This is a genomic window from Paenibacillus sp. FSL R7-0216 (genome assembly GCF_037969915.1).
In the GTDB taxonomy this organism is placed as follows: Bacteria; Bacillota; Bacilli; order Paenibacillales; family Paenibacillaceae; genus Fontibacillus; species Fontibacillus rhizolycopersici.
Genome location: NZ_CP150222.1, coordinates 1,863,346 through 1,885,623, shown reverse-complemented (window position 1 = coordinate 1,885,623; position 22,278 = coordinate 1,863,346). Strand labels below are relative to the sequence as shown.

Sequence of the window (22,278 nt, the reverse complement as noted above, 5' to 3'; positions counted from 1 at the left end):
TTCCTTGAACACAATTTTAGATGAAATTTCATACTCATTCTGCCGAAATCGCCTGAAATGTCGACTTCTATTCGATATTTCATATACATTACTCGCTTAAGCTTTTTCGGTACCCGGATTGGTCAACTGAGTCCACGCTATGCGGATCTCCCTCCCCAAATATGGCTTTCTCATTCACCAGGCCCTACTCTAACTCTATCTCTGTTCAAAGGACATATCTTCCTATATAATAGTTACTATCAGATGATAGTACCTGGTATTAAATATGAAGAAGCAGGTGAAAACGCATGGATTTCGCTTTGTTCCGGGACATCTTAAAAACCCGCCGCAGTATCCGGGAATTTACCGAAGAAACCGTCAGCCTCGCCGATATTGAGGATCTCATCGATTGCGCCCGTTATGCGCCCAGCGACACGAATTCGCAAACCTGGGAATATATCGTCGTTAGGAACACCGATAAAATCAAACAAATCGAGGACTTCACCTGGGAGAGCCTGCATGAAACCGCAGCGCGCGCCGCGGAGCAAGGGCTGGAACGGGAAGCCAAGCTATTGGTGAAGTCATTTGGCCCTTACGCTACCGCCTTTTCCGGTGCGCCGGCGTTAATCGTGTGCTTGTCCACCCCGTACACGTCCAAGTTCCGGGAAAGAATTTTTGACCCGATTGCCTTCGTGGCTCCCGAGGTTTGGGAAGAGGAAGGACTGAAGAGCAGCTGTCTAGCCGCCCAGAACCTGATGCTCGCCGCGCATGCCAAAGGCCTGGCCACTTGCCCGATGACCGGTCCAGTGCTGCTGGCGGAAAAGAAGCTGCGCGAATTCCTCGACATCCCCGCTGACCGTGGAGTGAATATGGTGATCGCGCTGGGTCATCCGGCGATTTCGCCGAAGCCGGTGCCTCGGAAGGAAGTCGCTGATATTTTGCGGATCGTTGATTAGGCGTTAACCCCAAGAGGCTCCTTTCAGCACTCAGCTGAAAGGAGCCTCTTTTTTCTGTTGCGCTTAGGACAACCGACCGTAAGCCTTCAGTATCTTCAAATTTTCCACGGTTAGCCAGCCACGCCATTCCTGCTCGGCAGCCGGACTCGTCCCCGGGAAAGTCAGCGCCCATCCGCCATCTTCTTGCTGCGTGCTCAGCAACCAATCCAAATGCCGCTGCACCTCCTGATCCGAGACAAGCTTGGCCGCATAACTGTCCGGCGTTGGCGCGTAGTCCAGCACCTTGTGGACGTAGCCTTGAGCCAGCGGATCGGTTTCGATTCCGCTTGGACCTGTCAGCCACTCATCCAACCTAGATCGATGTGAGGCCGCCCGCTCGCGGTCAGGAACCTGCTGCAAGAAGGCGATCCACTGCGCAGCGTCGTGATAATCTCCGGGAAGCCCCTGCTCCACCTGGTTCCACAAGAAATTAATATGGCTTTGAAACCAATCCTCGCGAATGAAATCCGTTCGTTCCTTTTGCTCCAGCAACATGCCCACGATACTTCCGGTCGGGTTGATCGAAGGAACCCCGTCCTCTTCAGTGACCCACCAAGGTGCATGCGGATATCGGTTCACATTCGTCGTTGCCCGCGGCAGGCCGCCACCCGGAAGCGTGATGCTGCGCAAATATCGGATCACCCCGTCCAGCAGATCCGATCCAAAACCGCCGACCTCACGCATCACCAGCAACGCCGTTTCAGTGGCCACCGGCTGGCTGTGCGGGCCGCGCATATCCGCCTCAAGCGCATGGCCGAAGCCGCCATCCTCGTTCTGGTACGGTCGAAGCGCACCCAGCACCTCCTCCGCAGTCCCTCCATCAAAATGATAAGCAAACCGTTTGCGATCCAACAACCGGGCATTCGAATAAATGAAAGTTGCGGCCCGTTCCAACACTCCCCGTTCACTCATAACCCTCTTCCTCCTCGCCAATTAAGCTTCGAATATCCACTCGGGATTCCAGACAACCTCCCACAAATGTCCGTCCGGATCTTGAAAATACCCTGAGTACCCGCCCCAGAACGTATCATGGGGAGGAACGGTAATCTTGGCCCCTGCCGCTTCAGCTTGCTCCATGACCTGATCCACTTCCGATTTGCTCGCCACATTGTGGCCTAGCGTAAACTCCGTGGAGCTTGGAGCATGCACGATAAGGCCGGTATCATGCGCGATACTTTCCCGTTTCCACAACGCCAGCTTCAGTCCCGCCTGCAAATCGAAAAAGGCGACGGCCCCGTGCTCGAACTCCTGGCCCACGATCCCGTCGGTCGCCCAGCCGAGTCCATCCCGGTAAAATCGCAGCGCCCTTTCCAAATCCTCCACACCGATCGTCAATACCGTCATTCTAGGTTTCATCATTCTTGCTCCCTCCAGTCTTCTCGTATCCTACGTCCGTCTCACGGGCCGGAGTAACCCGGCCTGTCCGGTACAGCTCGGCCAGCTCCACAGCCCGCTGATGAAGCTCCTCGCGCAGAGCCAAAGGCTCAAGCACTTCCGCATCATGACCTAAACTGAAGAAATGCGATACGGCCCAATCCCATTCCGAGCCTGGCAGGATGCAATCGAGTCGCCATTCTTCCTCTCCTATTTGGTGCACCTCCTGGCCAAAATGCGGATCCTGCTCCGCCAGCAGTGAGCCCCGGTACGTCAGTTTTACAAGGAGTCGGAAGTCCTCCCTTGGGGCCCGTGTTAGGGGTTGCCTCTGCATGGCGGCCTCTCCCCTTCCCGCACCCGCATCCGGTGGGGGAGACGTCTCGTCGACCTCTACGAACCGGTCGACGCGGAACGTTCGCTTCTCGCCGTGTGCAAGCGACTCGGCTTCGCAATACCAGAACCCGTGCGCGGCGTACACGCGCAAAGGTTTCAGCGTCAGCTGCCGGCGATAATTCACCGAGCGATACTCCGCTCGGATCCACTGCCCGCCGGCGGCATAAGCCATCAAGGCGCTGAGGAACGGCGCCTGGGTCCCGCGCTCCGGCACCTCCATCTCCACGTGCCGGAGCAATGGAGCTATTTGCCCTAGCATCTGCTCGGGCAAAGCGGAGCGGATCTTGTCGGCGACGGTCCATTTCGCCTCGCGGAAGGGACTGCCGCTGTATTTGCCCATGCCGTCCAAGGCCAGCAGGACGGTCAGGGCCTCGCCGGCGTCAAGCTGCAGCGGCGGCAGCCGGAAGCCGTCCATGAGGCGGAAGCCGCCGCCAGGGCCTGAGAGCGCATACAACGGAATGCCGATCTCAGCCAGAGCCTGCATATCGCGGAGCACCGTCCGCTTGGACACCTCCAGCTTGTCAGCCAAGGACTGAGCCGTCTCCGGCCGCTGCTGCAACGCCATCACGATCGCCATCATCCGATCCATCCGCTTCATCGCTTACGTCCCCTCCCGTTAAATCCACTTTAACAAAGCAATGGTGACAACAGAATGTCACCCATTGTCCTATGTATACAAAAAAACACAGCCCTATAAAGAGCTGTGCCTTTCATTATCGCGCTTGGAACCAAACTATATAAGTGATCCGTTAAACGGAAGTGATCTTATAATTTGATTACGTTAGCAGCTTGAGGACCACGGTTACCGTCAGTGATTTCGAACTCAACGGCTTGGCCTTCTTCTAGAGTTTTGAATCCGTCGCCTTGAATTGCGGAGAAGTGTACGAATACGTCTTCGCCACCTTCAACTTGGATGAAGCCATAGCCTTTTTCTGCGTTAAACCATTTAACTGTACCTTTCAAATGAACAACCTCCTAAAAATAATCGTCATCTTTGACGAATACCCATATTATACTCTATGCCCAACGACAATGCAACGTGTCAGTTCGCCCAAACTTTACGGTCCAAAACCCGCGTTAGAACGTACGGTTTCATTTGCTTTCCTCGGGGGCGTGAGTTATCATTTTACATAAAATATTACCATTAATCCGCGGGTTTCATACCTGCAAACCGAAGCCAAAGATTGGAGAACGCCTGAGATGATCAAAAAGCACGAAATATACAAAAAAGACAAATGGAACATGATGACGGTAGAGGTTCAAGGCAAGTACATCGTACTCCGTGAAATTTCCGACCAGTGGGGCGAGGAGTCGCATACGTTCCTTAGCCGTCCCGCGCTCATGGATTGGGTGAAACGCCGGTTTCCCAAGGAGGAATACGCGGGTAACGAGACGGAATGGGATGATATCATGAACGCCTTTAAGCAGGTTTAACCCGTCCCTCCGGACCATTCCAGTACGAAACGGAGTATTAATTATGATGGATAGTTCCAACCTTCTTATTTTTATCATCTGCGCGTTTGCGCTAGGCGTCGTGGTTGTCCTAAACAAGGATCGCCTGCAGCCTCGCCTTCGGCGCGGCCTGGCCCTAGCCTCCGTCATTATGATCGCGGTGGCGTTTGGGCTGATGATTTACAGCTTCCTTGCCTGACAATTCCCTATATTTCCTGCAGCAGACGGCCATACTAGGAAAATGCCCAAAGCCAACTGGATCATGAGATCCAGCTTAACATCGGGCTCCCGACACGAATAAGGGAGGTTTTCCGGTATGAGACACAAGCGCACCCCACGTGCGATTCCCCTGCTGTTGACCGGTTGCCTTCTGGCAGCCGCATTCCCAGGCAGCGCCGCGATTGGTCAGCCTGCCTCATCATCTTACCCAACCCAAAGGAGGATTCCGATGAGCACCGTATTGAAACGTTCAGAGGTACCACAGGAGAATACGTGGAAGCTGCAAGATTTGTTTTCCGACCAAGCCGCTTGGGACAAATCGTACAACGATCTTAAGACGCTGAAAGACAAAGCCGCCGAATTCGAAGGCAAGCTCACCAATGCGGAGAGCATCAAAGCCGTATTCGAGCTGGAAGACGAGTTATCGTTGCAAATTGAGCGGCTTTACGTTTACGCCCATCTCAATCACGACGAGGATACAACGAACCCTACATATCAGGCCCTTGTGCAAAAAGCCAAGAAATTAAGCGTGGAAGTCAGCGAGGCCTTGTCTTTTATTACCCCGGAAATTCTGGCTTTGCCGGAGCAGGAGCTCGACAAGCTGATTCAAGATCCTGCCCTTGCGGACTACAAGTTCACCTTGCAGGAAATCAAACGCGAGAAAGCGCATGTGCTGAGCAAAACGGAAGAAGCGCTGCTCGCCCAGGTTGGCAATTTGTCGCAAGCGCCGCAGCAAATTTTTGGCATGATCAACAATGCCGATATGAAATTCCCGAAAATCAAGGACGAAAACGGGAACGAAGTAGATTTAACCCACGGCAGCTACATTCAGTTCCTGGAGAACCCCAACCGCGAAGTACGCGAGCGGGCATTCAAAGCCGTTTACGAAACCTATCGTAAGCAAAAAAATACCATCGCCTCCACGCTGAGCGCGAATGTGAATAAGAACATGTTCTATTCGCGGGTCCGCAAATACCCTTCTGTCCTGGAAATGTCCCTATATGGCGACAACATTCCGAAGGAAGTGTATACGAACCTGATCGATGCCGTCCATGAGAGCTTGCCGCTCCTGCAACGCTATATGAAGCTGCGCAAGAAGCTATTAGGCGTCGACGAACTTCATATGTATGACCTGTTCGCCCCGTTAGTCGAGGAATACAAGTGGGATATCACTTATGATGATGCGAAGAGCATGGTCGAGGAAGGCCTTCAGCCGCTGGGTGAGGATTACCTGAAGGTGCTGCGCGAGGGCTTCGAGAACCGCTGGATCGACGTGTACGAGAACGAAGGCAAACGTACCGGCGCATACAGCTGGGGCGCCTACGGCACCCATCCTTACGTGCTGCTCAACCACAAGGACAATCTGAACAGCATGTTCACGTTGGCGCATGAGATGGGCCACGCGCTGCATTCTTATTTTTCGGACGAAGCTTTGAAATACCGGGACGCTCAATACACCATCTTCCTGGCCGAGGTCGCTTCGACGACCAATGAAGCGCTGTTAATGGATTACTTATTGAAAAAATCAACCGATCCGAAGCAAAAGCTGTACCTGCTGACCTACTACGCCGATCAGTTCCGGACGACGTTATTCCGGCAAACGATGTTCGCCGAATTCGAGAAGCTCATCCACGAGCGCGCCGAAGCCGGAGAATCGCTGACGCCGCAAGAGCTGTCTGAGATTTACTACGAGTTGAACATAAAATACCACGGTAAAGACATGGTCGTTGACCAAGATATCGAAATGGAATGGGCACGTATCCCCCATTTCTATACGAGCTTTTATGTGTATAAGTACGCTACCGGTTTTTCCGCAGCGACGAGCTTCTCTAAACAAATCCTTGAAGATGGCAAGCCGGCGGTTGAGCGTTACCTCGGTTTCCTGAAGAGCGGTGGCAGTGACTACTCGATTAATATTCTGAAAAAAGCCGGTGTCGACATGTCCTCGCCGGAGCCGATCCGCGAAGCGATGAGCGTGTTCGAGAACGTCATCGAGCAAATGGAACAATTGACGAAGTAACCTAGGCTAAAGGCTTCCACAAAATCCCTTGCCCCAAGCGGACAAGGGATTTTATACTGTTCTAGAAGGAGGTGTACCCTCATGAAAATTCAATGGTCCTTGATTTTAGCTCTGATCTTCGCCTTGATTACCGCTGTGTTTGCCGTGATCAACGTCGACCCGGTCCAGGTGAATCTGCTGTTTGGCTCGGTTAGCTTCCCGCTGATTTTGCTGATTCTCGGCAGTACGCTGCTCGGCGGCATTATCGTCGGGTCGTTTGGCATATACCGCGGTTACCGGCTGCAACGCGAAGTCAAAGGCTTACATGCCAAGCTTGTACATATCCAAGAAGCAACCGGCTATGTCTTCCCGGAACCTGAGAAACCGGAACGCGGCAGGAAGAAGAGAACTGCCGAAACCGACACGGAGACCGGAAATGGTACCGAGTCGGCAGAGGATTCCAACCAGCCGTAATCTGTTATGGAGCACCACGGACTAAACCCCTGAAGGAGGTTTCCCATGAATATTCAACCAAATGAAACCTATATGTTAAATTTACTGAAAACCTTGCTGGATACGCCAAGCCCAAGCGGGTTCACGCGTGGGATCATGTCGCTGATTGAGCGTGAAGCCGAAGCGCTGGGCGTGCCTTGCAGCTTTAACGAAAAGGGCGGTGCGATCTTGACTCTGCCCGGCCGTGATTCCTCCCGGCGCATCGCCCTCAGCGCCCATGTTGATACGCTCGGCGCCATGGTGCGCGCCGTCCGCTCGAACGGGACGCTGGCAATCACATCCGTTGGCGGATTTATGATGCACAGTATCGAGAACGAATACTGCCAGATCCACACCCGCAGCGGCCAGGTCTTTACCGGCACAATCCTGTCGACCCATCCTTCCGTTCACGTGTACAGCGATGCGCGTGACTTCAAACGCGAGGAGAAGAACATGGAGGTGCGGATCGACGAGCTCGTGGAGAACAAAGACGACGTATTGAAGCTAGGCATTGCCGTTGGCGACTTCATTTCGTTTGATGCCCGTGCCGTAATGACACCCAGCGGATACATCAAGTCCCGCCATCTGGACGACAAAGCCAGCGTGGCTGCTCTGTTCGGCCTGATGGAATCGAGCCGCCGAGAAGGCTGGACGCCGCGGCACGACCTCGTCTTCCTTATCTCCAACTATGAAGAAGTTGGGCATGGCGCCTCCTGGATCCCGGACGGCGTGAATGAAATGATCGCCGTCGACATGGGCGCGATGGGCGATGATTTGAGTTGCAAAGAGACCGATGTCTCTATTTGCGCCAAGGACTCCACCGGCCCTTACGACTATGACATGACCAGCCGGTTGATCGAGCTCGCCCGAGGCCTTGGCATCCCGCATGCGGTCGATATTTATCCGCACTACGGTTCCGATGCCTCGGCAGCGTTGCACGGTGGTCACAATATTCGCGCCGCATTGATCGGGCCGGGCGTGCATGCTTCGCATGCCATGGAACGGACCCATAAACAGGCGGTCATCAATACAACCCGCCTGTTGGCCGCGTATGTGGCCGATTAATTGGCGGCGCTGGGGGATCGCCACGGCTTCGGCTGGGGCGATCTTTCTCGGTATCCTGCTGATGATCGGCTGGGGCAGCCGCTATTTGCTCCCCCATCATTATGAATATCATAAGCTTACTGCGGTGAACGGAGTCAAGCTGCATGCCTTGGTCGTCGATCCAGAACGGATTGAGCTCCGAGCGGCGGATCAACCGCTGGGGCGTTACCGTGTGTACGGCATCAACGGCGGTTTTTTTTACAACGATGCCGTATTGTCGATCGCGGTGAACAATGACCAGCCGATTCAAGGCACGGCTGGCGCTTACGGCTCCGGCTGGTACAACGCCAAATACGCCCGCGGCACGCTCGTATGGGACGGCGCCACAGGCGGCTTCTCGGTCCAGGTGGCTTCCGCCGCAGACGAGCTTTCCGTCACGGATCGCTCTTGCTATTTCGCTCAAGGCGGCGTTAGCATGAAACTACAGGATGCTGCCGGCTGGCGAGCGGCGGTTGAGGCGGAGCATCTGCCAAATCCGGATGAAGACCGGCTCCGCTCCGGACTCGCCTATGATGCGGACGGTCAGCTATGGCTGATCGTCACGCCTACGCGCTGCACGGCCGAAGCGTTCCGCAGCGCCGTCAAGGCGACGCTCGCGGACGGCCAGCTCGTCGATGGTATCTTCCTCGACGGCGACGGTTCGGCGCAGCTCAACGCTGCCGAAACCAAACTGAACGGCGATTCCCGCGATTTGCGGCAGATTATTGTGATAAGGTGAACGAAAAAAGACGCCGTGTGGCGGTGTCCTCGGTAGGTATCCTTGATGTCCCTCTTATGCTGCCTTTGCGCGATTATCCCTTTTATTCAGGGGGGACAGGGGACCGGAGTAAGGTGGGCTCTTCTCTATTTCTCGGTAATATCTGATCAAAGGGGATAATCGTGAAAAGCCCCCAAATTATATACTTCCTGATATCTTGAAAAAAACGCCTATTCGTTATAATTAAACGAATAGGCGTTTTCACTTATGTCCTCTTATGTAGATTTTTATGCGCCACCATTTTGACCAAAGGCAGTGAAAATTGGTTGATCAACATTAATCGTACCGGGAGTAGTAAAGATTAAAGAAAAAAGAACCGCTAAAACAACAACGACTTTAGATTTCATAAACTCCTTTTCACCTCACATACGATATTCTTATACTTCTCACATATATCTATTGTAGCAAACTGCCTATGATGTTCTAATAATATCATAAAATCAAGAAGTGTTTCCTTATTATTCATTTTAACTGAATTCTCAAGTCCTTGCATCAAATAATTAAACCCCAATGTGAAATCATTTTGGTGTAGATAGTAATAAGTCAGATCGTACAGAAATTGATTGTACTTATCAAGTAGAACCTGGTCTTTATACAAGTCGTTAGTTTGTTTACGGTTTATGTATGCTTCGATCTCCGAATTAAATTGAAGTAATATATGATCTACATCAATATGGTGTCGGTTAGCTGCAGACATAACGTTTGAAATCGACGATATTACTTCATCAGGATTTTCTATCATAAATGATACGTAATCGGAAAGATATTCAATTTCACCGCTCATGAGTCGATTGACATAGATATTGGCACTCGACCATTTTTGAAATAACCTTAACCAATATAGAGTATCCTCGTCCTCTTCCTGTACCCAACTTAAATCGGCATATTGATAAGTGTATTCCAAAGCTTTAGCATAGTCTTCTCTACCCTCATATACTTCTGCACACAATAATTTGGCATAAACAATGTATACAAACATCGGTCTGCTAAGGCGACGTTGCATTTCGTGAAATTCTTTTTCCGAGCGTCTGGTACTGAAATAGAGGAGGCGCGCCTTACGTTCCATCTCGAGAGCTAAAACCTCAAGCCGATCCCAATTACGAAGTGAACGGAATAAGTTAGCCAAATCCTTGAGCGCATCCAGCTGCAGAACTTCATCCAACCGATCCACATAAGGTTCGAACTGATAGGCGATTTTGAGGTTATGGGCCTGATCCGTTCCGATTCGGATCTTGAACAGGCGATACTGGCATACCGCGAGCCGCTCGGAATATTGCCTGGTTTCGCTCATCGCCACATTCTCATACAGGATTTCTGCGGCAGCGTACAGCCCTTTCTCATAAAACTCCTCCGCCAGTTCAAATAACGAGGTGGAGTACATCAAATTATCCATAAGTAAGCTAATCGTTCTTCGTATACAATCCAGCTTGTCCAGTTCGGCGCATTTGCGTAGGAAAGGGCCCACTCTCCGCCAGTCGGGATTCCTCTCCTGAAGATAATCATGAATGTAATTCTCGTAATAATGTCCTATGGGTACGCCCATGATCTCCGAAATCCGGTCCAAGTGATCCATGGTTAAGGTTCGGTTCCCGTTCAGCAAATAACTCAGCGTTCCCACGTTAATATTTAACCTCATCGAGAATTGACTCAGATTCAATTCATTGTCTTTCATAAAGGAATGAACTTCCTCCAGGATCGTCGATGTACTCATTCGTTATCACCACACATTCCTTTGATACACGAGGTCTGGAATTATATGTATAAAGTTAATATATCTTCTTTTCATACTGCGGTCAATTAACATTCTAAAGCTGATGAAATATAGAAGCCCTTGCCCTCTCCGTTTGAGGAGGGGGCAAGGGCTTGCTTGCTTACCCTAACTTGCGTTTAAATGCTCTGCTTGCAAAGATGTACGCGAGGAACATGATTCCGCAGCACCAGCCAAGCGCGATCCAAATCTCGTTCCCCACCGTACCTCCGTAGAGAAGGGTACGAACGGCATTCACGATGGAGGTGACGGGCTGGTTCTCGGCGAATGCACGGATAACTTTAGGCATGGTTTCGGTAGGAACAAAAGCCGAGCTGATAAATGGAAGGAAAATCAGCGGGTACGAGTAGGCTGTCGCTCCTTCCATCGACTTCGCGGTTAATCCGGGAATAATCGACAACCAGGTCAGCGCCAGCGTGAACAGGCCAAGAATCCCAACTACCGCAAGCCAATCCAGGAGCGGAGCGCCCGAACGGAAGCCCATCAAGAGTGCGACAAGGAACACCACCACGAGAGTTAACGCATTGGAAAAGAGCGAGGTCAACACATGAGCCCACAGCACCGATGAACGCTTGATCGGCATGGTGATGAAACGCGACATCAGCCCGCTTTTGATATCATTAAACAATCTTAAGGAAGTGTAAGCAACGCCGGAAGCGATCGCCATCAACAGGATTCCCGGCAACAAATAATTCACATAGTTGTTCGTACCTGAATCAATGGCTCCGCCAAAAACATAAGCAAACAACAGCATCATCATAATCGGCGTGATCGCGACCGTGATGATCGTATCCGGGCTGCGCAGGATGTTGCGCATTAATCGACCGAGCAATACCCCTGTTTTGTTCTTCATTTATTTCTCCTCCTTCTTGCCGATGATCGCGAGGAAGATTTCCTCCAAGCTCGGCTGCTTCTCGATATATTCTACTTTCGCCGGGGGGAACATCTCTTTGAGCTCTGTGAGCGTTCCGGTCGTAATGACCTTACCCCCATGCAGGATGGCGATTCGATCCGCCAATTGTTCGGCTTCTTCTAGGTATTGGGTCGTCAGCAAGATGGTTGTACCGCTCCCGGCGAGCTCCTTGACGGTATTCCATACCTCAATCCGAGCTTCGGGGTCAAGCCCTGTCGTCGGTTCGTCAAGAAAAATAACGGCCGGCGTACCGATCAAGCTCATGGCAATATCCAGCCTGCGTTTCATTCCCCCGGAGTATTTATCCGCCCGGAGGTTAGCGGCATCGTTTAGGCTGAATCTGGCAAGCAGACTGTCGGCAACTTGTGCCGGCTTCGGGACTCCGCGCAGCTTAGCGATCATCACCAGGTTCTCCCGACCGGTAAGCATCCCGTCTAAAGCGGCGAATTGCCCCGTCAGGCTAATGGTTTGGCGAACCGAATCCGGCTGGCGCTTCACGTCGAAGCCACTGACCGTCGCTTCACCGTCATCCGCCTTCATCAGCGTCGATAGGATGTTAACGGTTGTCGTCTTCCCCGCTCCATTGGAGCCCAGCAAGGCGAATATTTCACCCCGCTGCACCTCAAAGTCCACCCCTTTTAACACCTCCTTGTCTTGAAAAGATTTTCTAAGTCCTTTGACAGAAATCGCTGCATTCCTCATCCTTGTTCTCCTCCTATACGTTAGTATTTAGTGTGACTGGTAACCCGTATTACTTACTACCTGGTGAAAATAAAACTGAATAGCAAGGTGGCGATTCACCTAAGTTACCGGCTATTCAGTCGTGAACATCGATGGGGTGACATTAATTCGACTTCAAGGCGTTGATTTTGGACGAGACAAAATCCCACTTCTCCCAAAACATTTCAAGCTCTTGGCGGCCTGCCTCATTCAGGGTATAAAATTTCCGGGGCGGTCCCATATCCGACGGTTTCTTCTCGATGTTCACTAGGTTCTTCTTCTCCAGTCGTACGAGGATGGTGTATACCGTCCCCTCCACGACTTCGGCGAACCCCAGCTCGTTCAAGCGGCGGGTAATCTCGTACCCATAGGTTTCACGACGGCTGATGATTTCCAGCACGCAGCCTTCCAGCGAACCTTTTAGCATTTCCGTTAAATTGTCCATGATCTGCACCCTTTTACTTCATTTTTTATGGATAGACTTGTTCACGGCTTGATTGACTTTTTGGTTTACAGATTCTTGATAGACGTCGGCGTAAGTTTTGGAGTCTTTGATGAGTTCGTCGCTAAAAGCCGCAACGTCGCGGCCTGTCACTTCCAGGACCCCTCTCCCCAAGCTTGCTCCCTCTTCAAAGAGATCCACAATCCCCGAGAGTAAGTCGATCCCATCCATGAGTTCAGTTGGACCCACCTTAAACAGATATTTCTGAATCTCGTTATAGACGATTTGATAATCCTGCGGAAGTGCTTTAACCCGTGCGACGTGAGCCCGCCATTCTTTTTTGCCTTGGAGTATTTGTTGAATATTCATGTTATCCCTCCTACTTCCCTAATTTTTTGGCGACATTTCTGTTGAGCTGCTCGCGCCACTTGTCACGAAGCGACTTAGCCCCTTCTTCACCGGCCAGCGCGGAACAGAAGCCTTGGATATCGTCGCCCAGCACCTCTTGAACACGTTGACCGTCCGCCGCTGTTTCTTCAAGCCAGCTAAGCGCTCCATCCAAAATGGGCATAAGGTTGCGACCGGTGAAATCGGAGTGCTGCCAGAGATTTGATTTAATCTCCTCCCATGCCGCTTGATAATCGGGCGGCAGCTTGTGGGCACGCGCCTCAAACCCTTTAAATTCCCTTGTCATGTCGTTGCCCGTAATTTTGTCCCAAAAATTCATGACGCTCTTCTCCTTTATCTCGAAAGTTCGGGGCAATGAAAGCCCACTATTCTGTCTGACTAATATTCTGTATAACTTAGTACCTGGGAAAAAGGAACCGAATAGCTTTCTGAGTACCTCACTCCCGCTATTCAGTATTGCTTATTACAGGTACATTGTAACACCGAGTAGCAGGGGTGTCAACTGGATTTCTCAAATAAACTTTTCGCGGCTAGCGTACCCCGAATTTCCTTGTCCTTATTACATTTTTAATATTCGGGGGTTCCCACCCGGTGATATGGTTTGAATATAAAGCTTTACGGTAAAAGTTTTTTGTCTGGGGAGGGTAGGAATCGTGATGAAGGAGCATCAGGAAATGTGCATCGGAATCTGCGAGACGACATTGGATATCGCCCACAGTATGGGTCGGTTGTTTTTTAACGATGGGGAGCAGATATTGCCTAGCAAGTTTTTTATCTTACTCGCGGTTTACCGGAACGGTAAATCGACGGTAACCCAAATCGCCGAGCAGGTTGGTTTATCGTCCAGTGCCAATACGATCGCCATTAATAAAATGGTCAAGGAAGGATTGCTGGACCGGGTTCGGGATACCGTGGATAAACGCATCTGCTGGATCGATTTGACGGCGAACGGCCGCTTGGTCCTTGAAGAGATGATAACCAAGCGTAACCATCTCTTTCAAACGATCCTCGGCGATTTTCCTGAGCAACAACTGCAGGTGTTTTTGCAGTCTTTGCTGACGATTCGGGATAAATTTGCCGTAGGAATTACGGAGACGGAGGAACATCATGTTGCTGCAGATCGGACTTGATATCGGATCCACCACGGCAAAAATCGTAGCATTGCGCGAAGGGCGCATCGTGCACCGGGCGTATGTCCGCCATTATTCGGATATCCGCAACGCAGTACCGGCATTATGGCGGGAAGTCATGGAGCGCTTTCCTAACGCGGAGGCCAGCCTTTGCATCAGCGGCTCGTCCGGGCTAAAGCTGGCGGAGTTGACCGGCATTCCGTTTCTGCAGGAGGTTGTCGCCTGCACGAAGGCGATTCAACGGTTGGCACCGGAAACGGATACTGCGATCGAGCTCGGCGGCGAGGACGCCAAGATCATCTATTTGCGTGGCGGCATTGAACAGCGCATGAACAACGCCTGCGCTGGCGGAACCGGCGCGTTTATCGACCAAATGGCCGCGCTGCTGGAGACCGATCCGGCGGGGCTGGACGAATGGGCTGCCCGCTGCGAAACGATCTACCCGATCGCCTCCCGCTGCGGGGTGTTCGCCAAAACGGACGTCCAGCCGCTCCTGAACGAAGGAGCGCGTCGCGAGGATATCTCCGCCTCAATCTTTCAGAGCATCGTCACGCAGACGATCAGCGGGCTAGCCTGCGGGCGCCCGATCCGAGGCAAGGTGGCTTTTCTCGGCGGGCCGCTCACGTTCCTGCCGCAATTGCGGAAGCGTTTCATTGAAACTCTTCAGCTCGCGCCGGAAGATGTCGTGTTCCCGGACGATGCCCAATATTTCGTGGCGATCGGAGCCGCATTCCAAAGCTCCGGCCCTTCATCTCTCCTGCTCAGCGATTGGCTGGAGCGCATGGAGAATGCCGAATGGACGATTGCTCCTGACGGCGAGAACCGGCTTGCCCCCCTGTTCGCGGACGAACAGGAGTACACCGACTTCCGGAAGCGGCACGATGCGGCAAGCGCATCCCAGGCGGACTTGGCAAGCTATAGCGGTCCCTGCTTTCTCGGCATCGATGCCGGATCGACCACGACCAAGCTGGTATTGACCGGCGCTAAAGACCAAATTCTACATACGTTTTATCGTGGCAATAAAGGCAACCCGCTAGCTTCCCTAGCGGAAGCGCTGCAAGAGATGTATGCCCGGTTGCCGGAGAATGCGTATATTGCTCGCGCCTGTGTTACGGGTTACGGCGAAAGCTTGATGAAGGCCGCGTTCCGCGTGGATGCCGGCGAGGTCGAGACGGTGGCCCACTATAAAGCGGCGGCCCGCTTTATGCCGGATGTCGACTTCATTCTCGATATCGGCGGCCAGGATATGAAATGTATCAAAATCCGCGGAGGTACAATCGATAGCCTACTGCTAAATGAAGCCTGCTCGGCGGGCTGCGGTTCTTTTCTCGAGAGTTTTGCCGGGGCGCTTGGGCTGGGTATCGAAGAGTTTGCCTCCGCCGCCCTGAAGTCGGTCCATCCGGTGGATCTCGGCTCGCGGTGCACGGTGTTCATGAACTCCAAGGTTAAGCAGGTGCAGAAGGAAGGTGCGTCCCTGCCCGACCTTTCGGCTGGCCTGGCTTATTCTGTCGTAAAGAACGCACTGCAAAAAGTAATCAAAATCCGCAATCCTGAGGAGCTCGGACGGCGCATCGTCGTGCAGGGCGGAACCTTCTACAATGATGCCGTGCTGCGCGCCTTTGAACTACTTACGGGCAGGGAAGCCGTTCGCCCCGATATCGCCGGCATCATGGGCGCTTATGGTTGCGCGCTGCTAGCTCGCGAGCAATATGACGGAGTAGGTTGCAGCAGCCTGCTGCCTTGCGAAGAGCTGCATTCGTTCACCTATGAGGTCTCGCATGCCCGCTGCTCGTTATGCAGTAACTATTGTGCCATGACGATCAATCGGTTTCCCGACAAGAGCTTCCATGTCAGCGGCAACCGCTGCGAACGCGGCGCGACGCAGAAGACGTCGAAGACCGGTCTTCCCAATCTCGTCGAATCCAAATACGAGCGGATGTTCAGCTACGCCTCGCTCCCTCCGGAGCAGGCCACGCGAGGGACAGTCGGCTTACCGCGGGTGCTGAATCTGTTCGAAAACTACCCGTTTTGGCACACGTTTTTTACGCAGCTGGGGTACAGGGTTGTTCTCTCGCCGAAGTCCTCGAAAAAACTGTACGAAACCGGCATGGAGACCATTCCGTCGGAGTCCGTCTGTTATCCTGCTAAGCTGGTGCACGGCCATATTGAAAGCCTCATTCGCAGCAAAGTCGACTTCATCTTCTATCCTGCGGTCATTTATGAGAAGAAGGAAGACGCCTCGGCCGACAATCATTTCAACTGTCCGGTCGTCGCCTCGTATCCCGAGGTCATCCGGACCAATATGGACCGGTTGAGGGAGCAAGGCATTCCGTTGATAAGTCCATTCCTGAACATCGATCATGTGCCGGCTTTGAAAAAAACACTGCAAACCACGTTTCCTCGCATTCCGACAGAGGAACTGGAGGCGGCGGTTGACGCGGGGCTGCAAGAAGCAGAGCGGGCTCGCGGCGATATCCGCGCTCAAGGCGAAGCGACGCTGAAGCTGCTGGAGGAGACGGGAGCCAAAGGCGTCGTGCTCTGCGGCCACCCGTACCACAGCGATCCCGAGATCAATCACGGTATCGCCGATCTGATTGCCGGGATGGGGTTGGCGGTGTTGACGGAGGATGCGGTGTGCCATCTGGGCAGCGTCAAGCATCCCCTACCCGTCGTCAATCAATGGACGTACCATGGGCGGATGTACCGCGCGGCTTATTTCGTTAGCGGTCGGGCCGACCTGGAGCTGGTGCAGCTCACTTCGTTTGGCTGCGGGATCGATGCGATTACCGCGGATACGATTCAGGAGATCTTGGAGCGTCACCATAAGACGTTCACCCTGATTAAGATGGATGAGATCAGCAACCTAGGGGCGGCACGGATCCGGCTGCGCTCGCTGCTCGCGGCGATGAAGGAACGGGAACCGTCGCAGAATACCGCCCGGACGGTGTCCGTACCGGTTTCGCCGGCCTCTTTTACCAAAGAAATGAAAAGCGGATACACGATTCTTGCCCCGCAGCTCTCGCCGATCCATTTCGAGCTGTTCGAAACGGTATTCCGCGGGGCCGGTTACCGGCTGAAGGTGCTGGAGAAGGCCAGCAAGCATTCGACGGAGGAAGGCCTGAAGTTCGTAAACAACGACGCCTGCTATCCAGCGATCATGACGATTGGGCAAATCATGGCGGCGCTGCGCGGCGGCGACTACGATCCGGAACGAACGGCCGTCATTCTGACCCAAACCGGGGGTGGTTGCCGGGCGACGAACTATATCGCTTTGCTGCGCAAGGCGCTGAAGGAAGCGGGAATGTCGCAAATCCCGGTTATTTCGTTAAACGCGACGGGGATCGAAAGCCAGCCGGGCTTCAAGCTTAATTTAAAGCTGATCAACCGGTTAATTGCGGCAGCCTGCTACGGCGATTTGCTGATGCGGCTCTTGTACCGCTTCCGGCCATACGAGCGCAACTCTGGCGATACCGAGCTGTTGTTCCGCAAATGGATGGTACTATGCAAGCATTCCCTGCGGGAGTTCTCTTCTCAGGAATACAAGGGGAATATCCGAAGTATGGTTGCGGAGTTCGAAGCTCTTCCGCAAACGGGGGCTACCAAACCACAGGTTGGTATCGTCGGTGAAATTCTGATCAAATTCCATCCCGATGCCAATAACCGGATCGTAGAGGTGATCGAAGCCGAAGGCGGCGAAGCGGTAGTGCCCGATTTTCTCGACTTCATGTTCTATTGCTTATACAACCCGATTTATAAGGCGGATCACTTAGGGAAGAGCAAAATGTTGGGTTTCCTGAACCCGATAGTGATCCGATATATCGAAATGTACCGAAAACCGGTGAAGCAGGCGCTGGAATCCAGCCGTTGCCTCACCCCTCCGGAGAGCATCTACACGCTGGCGGAGAAAGCCGGACGCCTGCTGTCGGTCGGCAACCAAATGGGCGAAGGCTGGTTCCTTACGGCGGAAATGATGGAGTTGCTCGATCACGGCGTGAACAACATCGTTTGCATCCAGCCGTTCGCCTGCTTACCGAACCACATCACCGGCCGCGGAATGATCAAAGGGCTGAAGGAGCTATATCCGGACGCCAATATCGCGGCGATCGATTACGACGCCGGCGCCAGCGAGGTGAATCAGATCAACCGTATCAAGCTGATGATGTCGATAGCCAGCGGCGTGTTGTGCTAAGCAAGTAAAAAACCTTTAAGCCAAGACCTGCCCAGGTGGGCCGGTGTGAGGCTTAAAGGTTTTTTATGCGATAAATCGAATAGAAATCGCCGATTGGGGTATTTTTGACGACATATATATGAAATTCCGAACAGATTTAGGCTCCCGAGAGAGCAAGTGCCAGTTTCTATATGAAAAATCGAATAAAATCCGAATCTCCCGACGCAATTGGAAATTTGTATGCGAAAAATCGAATACAAGTTAGTCCTCTACCAGCCGATGCCGGTACCACTTCGTTCCGCGGAAGCGGCGCAGGAAGATGAGACCGCGGATTCCCCATTCGATGTCCATCGCCAGCCAGACGCCAACGACGCCAAACGGTAGCACCACGCCCAGAATATAGCCAAGCACGACGCGGAACAGCCACATCGACAGCATCGAGACGACCGACGTATATTTCGCATCCCCGGCGGCCCGCAGCGCCGAAGGCGTGATGAAGCTGATCGCCCACAACGGAATTTGCGCGATCGTATTGATCAGCACAATCGTGAAGATCTCATCCACGATCTCTGCCGGCGGGTGAAACAGCGATACCAGCGGATGGTACAACGGGAGAATGAGGAGTCCCATGATGACGAAGGTTGCGGAGGAGAGCCACAGGAATGAGCGCGTCAGCTTCCGGGCGTCCTCGATCTCCCGGCGACCGATGCACTGTCCCACCACGGTCACGATGGCGATCGACAGCGCGTTAGCCGGGATTTGAATCACCATCGCCAGCGATGCGCTAATCGCGTTGGCGGCAATGGCGTAAGTGCCCAGGCTGACGATAAAGATCTGCGTCAGAATTTTGCCGCCGTTAAAGAACATTTGCTCCGCGGCAAACGGCATGCCGATGGAGAGGATTTTTTTGAGCATCGTCCAGTTGACCTGAAGCATGTCCCGCAAACGTACCCTCAGCGATTCGTCCATCTTGACTAGATAATAAATGGCGCAGGCCGCGGCTAAGTATCGGGAGACATTCACTGAGATGTTCATCCCCATGATGCCCATATCCGCCAAGTTGATGAGGACAAAGTTCAGCGCCACATAGGTTAGGTTCATGATCAGCGACAGCATCAAGGAGGCTCGCGACTTCCCGATCCCCCGCAGCACCCCGCATACCGCTTCGACGATCGCAATCCCGCAAAACGACAGACTGCTGCCGATCAGATACGATTTGGCGTTCTGAAAGACATCGGCCTCCGCCGAACCGAACAACAGGTTTAAGGTGGGCGAGTGCAATGCGATGATTAGCAAACTAATGGCGAGCGCTAACAGCAGAACCGAGGACACGGAACCGGAAGAAGCCTTGGACACCATCGCGTCATTTCGGCTGCCCTTGTACTGTGCGACCACGACGGTCCCCCCAGTCGCCACAGCCACAAATACGTTGATCAGGAAAATATTCAGGGAATCGACCATATTCACTGCGCTCACCGCCGCTACGCCGGAGGAACTGATCATTGCAGTGTTAACCAGGTTCAAGCCAATGATAAACGCCTGGTCGATCAAGATCGGAATAATGAGTGCGATAATTTGCCGGTAATCCATCGATTGACCGGAGAAATGCCGATCCAAAAAGCGATGAGTTGATGCTTTCCTAGCTGCGATTACCACGATATCAACTTCTTTTTCATCAAATTTATGCAAAAGAAAGACTCTTCGCCAGGCGAAGAGTTTGCAGGTCTCGATTATATCATAAATTCATAGATTGGAGCGCTACACCCCAAAAAGTTGCATTTTGTGCAACATTTTGGAGGGTGCCGGCCGTTGCAGGGCAAAAATGCTGCATGTCGTGCAACATAATTAGCTTAAAAGCCCATCAACTCGCCCAAATGTTGTAGAAATTACAACATTTCATCCGACCAGCGGTTGTATTTGGTGCATTCAGGCTGCGGCTGAAAAAATCAGGCCTCGGACTCATCCTCACCTCAGCCGTGCTTCACAAGTTCCGCTGGGCTTCGATCTTCTCCGCCAGCTCGTTCAGATACGTCCAGCGCTCCATCAGGCGTTCCAGCTCGGCTTCCGCTTCCTGCTGCTGCTGCATTAGCTCCTGCAGACGGACGGCGTCGCTCGCGGCGGACTCCATTCCCTCGGAAATCGCCGCAAGGCGCTGTTCGGTCGCTTCGATGGTGGCATCGATCGTTTCGTATTCGCGCTGCTCGTTATAGCTGAACTTCAGCTTCTCTCCGCGACCCGGATCCCGGCTGCCGGATGGAGTTTGGGCTCCGCCGTCGCTCTGGTCAGTCCGGTCGTTGCCTTGTTTCCGGGAATCCGAGGCGGTTTGTCCACTTACATTCCCTCTCCCGACGCCACCCGCCTGCAACCGCTCCTCATATTCGCTGTAGTCGCCCACGTGCACGGCGACCACTCCGCCTCCCTCAAACGCCATGATCTTGTCTACGGTCCGGTCGAGGAAATAGCGGTCATGGGAGACGACAAACACCGCGCCGGGGAATTCATCCAAATACGCTTCCAGTACCGTCAGCGTCTGGATGTCGAGGTCGTTCGTCGGTTCGTCCAGCAGCAACACGTTTGGAGAGCCCATCAGCACGCGCAGCAGATATAACCGCCGCTTCTCTCCCCCCGACAGTTTACCGATCGGCGTCCACTGCATGTCCGGCGAGAACAGGAACCGCTCCAGCATTTGCGCCGCGGTAATCCGTGAGCCGTCCGCCGTCGTGACAACCTCCGCCTCATCCTTGATATATTCGATTACTCGCTGCTGGCTGTCCATTTCCTGATGTTCCTGGGTAAAATAACCCAGCTTCACCGTCTGCCCAAGCACGATTTCGCCGCGATCCGGCTCAATCCGTCCGGCAATCATGTTCAGCAGCGTCGATTTCCCGCTGCCGTTAGGTCCCACGATGCCGACGCGGTCCCCCGGCACCGCCGTATACGTCAGCTCCCCGATCAACACCCGGCCTTCGATCGACTTGCGCAGCCCATCGATTTCCAGGATTTTGCGGCCCAGCCGCGTGGAGGCAACCGAGATTTCGAGATTGTCGTTCTTATATTCCGTCTTCGCCGACTGCAGTTGCTCGAACCTTTCGATCCGCGCTTTTTGCTTCGTCGAGCGGGCTTTGGCTCCGCGGCGGATCCAGGCGAGCTCGGTCCGCAGCAGATTTTGCCGCTTCTGTTCGGACGCGGCTTCACGCTCCTCGCGTTCGCTCTTCAGCTCCAGGAAACGGCTGTAATTCGCCTCATAACGGAACAGCCGGCCGTGATCCAGCTCCAGCATGACGTTGCAGACGCGATCCAGAAAATAACGGTCATGCGTAATAAGCAGCAGCGCCCCGCGCCGTTTCTGCAAATAAGTCTCCAACCAGGCGACGGAATCATTGTCGATATGGTTGGTGGGCTCGTCCATGATCAGCAGCTCAGAGGGAAGGATTAACGCTGAAGCCAACGCCACGCGCTTGCGTTGGCCCCCGGACAAGCTGCCCATATTCTGGGCGAAGTCGGTGATGCCTAGCTTGGACAGAACGCTCTTGGCCTCGCTGACCAGGGTCCACGTTTGCAGTCGGTCCATCTCCTGGGACAGACGCGCCAACTCCGCTTGACGTCCGGCATCTCCCGGCTCTCGTTCCAATGCTTCCTCGGCCTCCATATAAGCCGACACGACCTGCAGCTCGGACCCGCCGCCCTGGAAGACGCCGCGCAGCACGGAAATGTCCGGGGCAAACTCCGGATTTTGCGCCAGAAACGTCACCCGGACGTCCCGATTGATCGCAACCTTGCCGGAATCGGCTTGTTCCATGCCGGCAATCACCTTCAGAAACGTAGATTTCCCTGTTCCGTTGACGCCGATCACGCCGATTTTATCGTTTTCATCCATGCCGAAGGAAGCGTCCTGAAATAGCACTTTCTCCCCATAGGTTTTCGTCAGATGTTCCACCGTCAGTATGTTCATTCGCTAACCCCTA

The 22,278-nt window shown here is 53.2% G+C and carries 21 protein-coding genes; 9 read left to right on the top strand and 12 right to left on the bottom strand.

Features of this window, described 5'->3' with window-relative positions; all coding sequences use genetic code 11:
* Nucleotides 1-287: 287 nt before the first annotated feature.
* Nucleotides 288-935, top strand: coding sequence for a nitroreductase family protein (locus MKZ15_RS08340; protein ID WP_339821169.1), 648 nt, complete (start codon nucleotides 288-290; stop codon nucleotides 933-935).
* Nucleotides 936-998: 63 nt separating this feature from the next.
* On the opposite strand, the gene MKZ15_RS08335 is transcribed toward MKZ15_RS08340, so the two are convergent.
* The 4 genes from MKZ15_RS08335 to MKZ15_RS08320 all read right to left on the bottom strand — a co-directional run bounded on the left by MKZ15_RS08335 (nucleotide 999) and on the right by MKZ15_RS08320 (nucleotide 3,704).
* Nucleotides 999-1,886, bottom strand: coding sequence for a prenyltransferase/squalene oxidase repeat-containing protein (locus MKZ15_RS08335; RefSeq protein ID WP_339821167.1), 888 nt, complete (start codon nucleotides 1,884-1,886; stop codon nucleotides 999-1,001).
* A gap of 21 nt (nucleotides 1,887-1,907) precedes the next feature.
* On the bottom strand, nucleotides 1,908-2,330 hold the full coding sequence (locus MKZ15_RS08330; RefSeq protein WP_213622106.1) for a VOC family protein: 423 nt from the start codon (nucleotides 2,328-2,330) through the stop codon (nucleotides 1,908-1,910).
* The gene (locus tag MKZ15_RS08325; protein WP_339821164.1) at nucleotides 2,320-3,339 is read right to left on the bottom strand and encodes a WYL domain-containing protein; all 1,020 of its coding nucleotides are present in this window, start codon (nucleotides 3,337-3,339) and stop codon (nucleotides 2,320-2,322) included. The genes MKZ15_RS08330 and MKZ15_RS08325 overlap by 11 nt, the downstream gene beginning before the upstream one ends.
* Nucleotides 3,340-3,506: 167 nt before the next feature.
* Nucleotides 3,507-3,704, bottom strand: a complete 198-nt coding sequence (locus tag MKZ15_RS08320) for a cold shock domain-containing protein (protein WP_018750471.1) — start codon at nucleotides 3,702-3,704, stop codon at nucleotides 3,507-3,509.
* Between the two features lie 237 nt (nucleotides 3,705-3,941).
* On the opposite strand from MKZ15_RS08320, the gene MKZ15_RS08315 reads away from it, so the two are divergent.
* The 6 genes from MKZ15_RS08315 (at nucleotide 3,942) to MKZ15_RS08290 (ending at nucleotide 8,725) form a co-directional block, all read left to right on the top strand.
* Nucleotides 3,942-4,175 carry a hypothetical protein gene (locus MKZ15_RS08315; protein WP_155605027.1) on the top strand — a complete coding sequence of 78 codons (234 nt, stop codon included), beginning with the start codon at nucleotides 3,942-3,944 and terminating at the stop codon, nucleotides 4,173-4,175.
* Between the two features lie 43 nt (nucleotides 4,176-4,218).
* A complete protein-coding gene (locus MKZ15_RS08310) occupies nucleotides 4,219-4,392 on the top strand; it encodes a hypothetical protein (protein ID WP_193415408.1) in 174 nt (57 codons plus the stop codon).
* A gap of 249 nt (nucleotides 4,393-4,641) precedes the next feature.
* Nucleotides 4,642-6,432 carry an oligoendopeptidase F gene (gene pepF, locus MKZ15_RS08305; protein ID WP_213622107.1) on the top strand — a complete coding sequence of 597 codons (1,791 nt, stop codon included), beginning with the start codon at nucleotides 4,642-4,644 and terminating at the stop codon, nucleotides 6,430-6,432.
* 81 nt (nucleotides 6,433-6,513) lie between these two features.
* A complete protein-coding gene (locus MKZ15_RS08300; RefSeq protein ID WP_339821161.1) occupies nucleotides 6,514-6,885 on the top strand; it encodes a lipopolysaccharide assembly protein LapA domain-containing protein in 372 nt (123 codons plus the stop codon).
* 45 nt (nucleotides 6,886-6,930) lie between these two features.
* Nucleotides 6,931-7,968: a M42 family metallopeptidase gene (locus MKZ15_RS08295; RefSeq protein ID WP_339821160.1), complete on the top strand. Its 1,038-nt coding sequence runs from the start codon at nucleotides 6,931-6,933 to the stop codon at nucleotides 7,966-7,968.
* Nucleotides 7,955-8,725, top strand: coding sequence for a hypothetical protein (locus MKZ15_RS08290; protein ID WP_339821158.1), 771 nt, complete (start codon nucleotides 7,955-7,957; stop codon nucleotides 8,723-8,725). Before MKZ15_RS08295 ends, MKZ15_RS08290 begins: the two co-directional genes overlap by 14 nt.
* A 382-nt stretch (nucleotides 8,726-9,107) precedes the next feature.
* On the opposite strand, the gene MKZ15_RS08285 is transcribed toward MKZ15_RS08290, so the two are convergent.
* The 6 genes from MKZ15_RS08285 to MKZ15_RS08260 form a co-directional block, all read right to left on the bottom strand.
* The gene (locus MKZ15_RS08285; protein WP_239483667.1) at nucleotides 9,108-10,436 is read right to left on the bottom strand and encodes a helix-turn-helix transcriptional regulator; all 1,329 of its coding nucleotides are present in this window, start codon (nucleotides 10,434-10,436) and stop codon (nucleotides 9,108-9,110) included.
* Nucleotides 10,437-10,635: 199 nt separating this feature from the next.
* Nucleotides 10,636-11,385: an ABC transporter permease gene (locus tag MKZ15_RS08280; protein ID WP_339821156.1), complete on the bottom strand. Its 750-nt coding sequence runs from the start codon at nucleotides 11,383-11,385 to the stop codon at nucleotides 10,636-10,638.
* Entirely contained in the window at nucleotides 11,386-12,147 is a 762-nt protein-coding gene (locus tag MKZ15_RS08275; RefSeq protein ID WP_213622108.1) for an ATP-binding cassette domain-containing protein, read from the bottom strand.
* A gap of 142 nt (nucleotides 12,148-12,289) precedes the next feature.
* Nucleotides 12,290-12,610, bottom strand: coding sequence for a PadR family transcriptional regulator (locus MKZ15_RS08270; protein WP_213621914.1), 321 nt, complete (start codon nucleotides 12,608-12,610; stop codon nucleotides 12,290-12,292).
* An 18-nt stretch (nucleotides 12,611-12,628) separates the two neighbouring features.
* On the bottom strand, nucleotides 12,629-12,976 hold the full coding sequence (locus MKZ15_RS08265; RefSeq protein WP_155605019.1) for a DUF1048 domain-containing protein: 348 nt from the start codon (nucleotides 12,974-12,976) through the stop codon (nucleotides 12,629-12,631).
* 10 nt (nucleotides 12,977-12,986) lie between these two features.
* Nucleotides 12,987-13,334: a DUF1048 domain-containing protein gene (locus MKZ15_RS08260; RefSeq protein WP_339821153.1), complete on the bottom strand. Its 348-nt coding sequence runs from the start codon at nucleotides 13,332-13,334 to the stop codon at nucleotides 12,987-12,989.
* Nucleotides 13,335-13,671: 337 nt separating this feature from the next.
* On the opposite strand from MKZ15_RS08260, the gene MKZ15_RS08255 reads away from it, so the two are divergent.
* Entirely contained in the window at nucleotides 13,672-14,145 is a 474-nt protein-coding gene (locus tag MKZ15_RS08255; protein WP_339822357.1) for a MarR family winged helix-turn-helix transcriptional regulator, read from the top strand.
* Complete coding sequence (locus MKZ15_RS08250) at nucleotides 14,123-18,334, top strand: acyl-CoA dehydratase activase-related protein (protein ID WP_339821151.1); 4,212 nt, start codon at nucleotides 14,123-14,125, stop codon at nucleotides 18,332-18,334. Before MKZ15_RS08255 ends, MKZ15_RS08250 begins: the two co-directional genes overlap by 23 nt.
* Before the next feature lie 240 nt (nucleotides 18,335-18,574).
* On the opposite strand, the gene MKZ15_RS08245 is transcribed toward MKZ15_RS08250, so the two are convergent.
* Nucleotides 18,575-19,903, bottom strand: a complete 1,329-nt coding sequence (locus MKZ15_RS08245) for an MATE family efflux transporter (RefSeq protein ID WP_339822355.1) — start codon at nucleotides 19,901-19,903, stop codon at nucleotides 18,575-18,577.
* Between the two features lie 391 nt (nucleotides 19,904-20,294).
* Nucleotides 20,295-22,265 carry an ABC-F family ATP-binding cassette domain-containing protein gene (locus MKZ15_RS08240; protein WP_339821149.1) on the bottom strand — a complete coding sequence of 657 codons (1,971 nt, stop codon included), beginning with the start codon at nucleotides 22,263-22,265 and terminating at the stop codon, nucleotides 20,295-20,297.
* Between the last annotated feature and the right edge of the window lie 13 nt (nucleotides 22,266-22,278).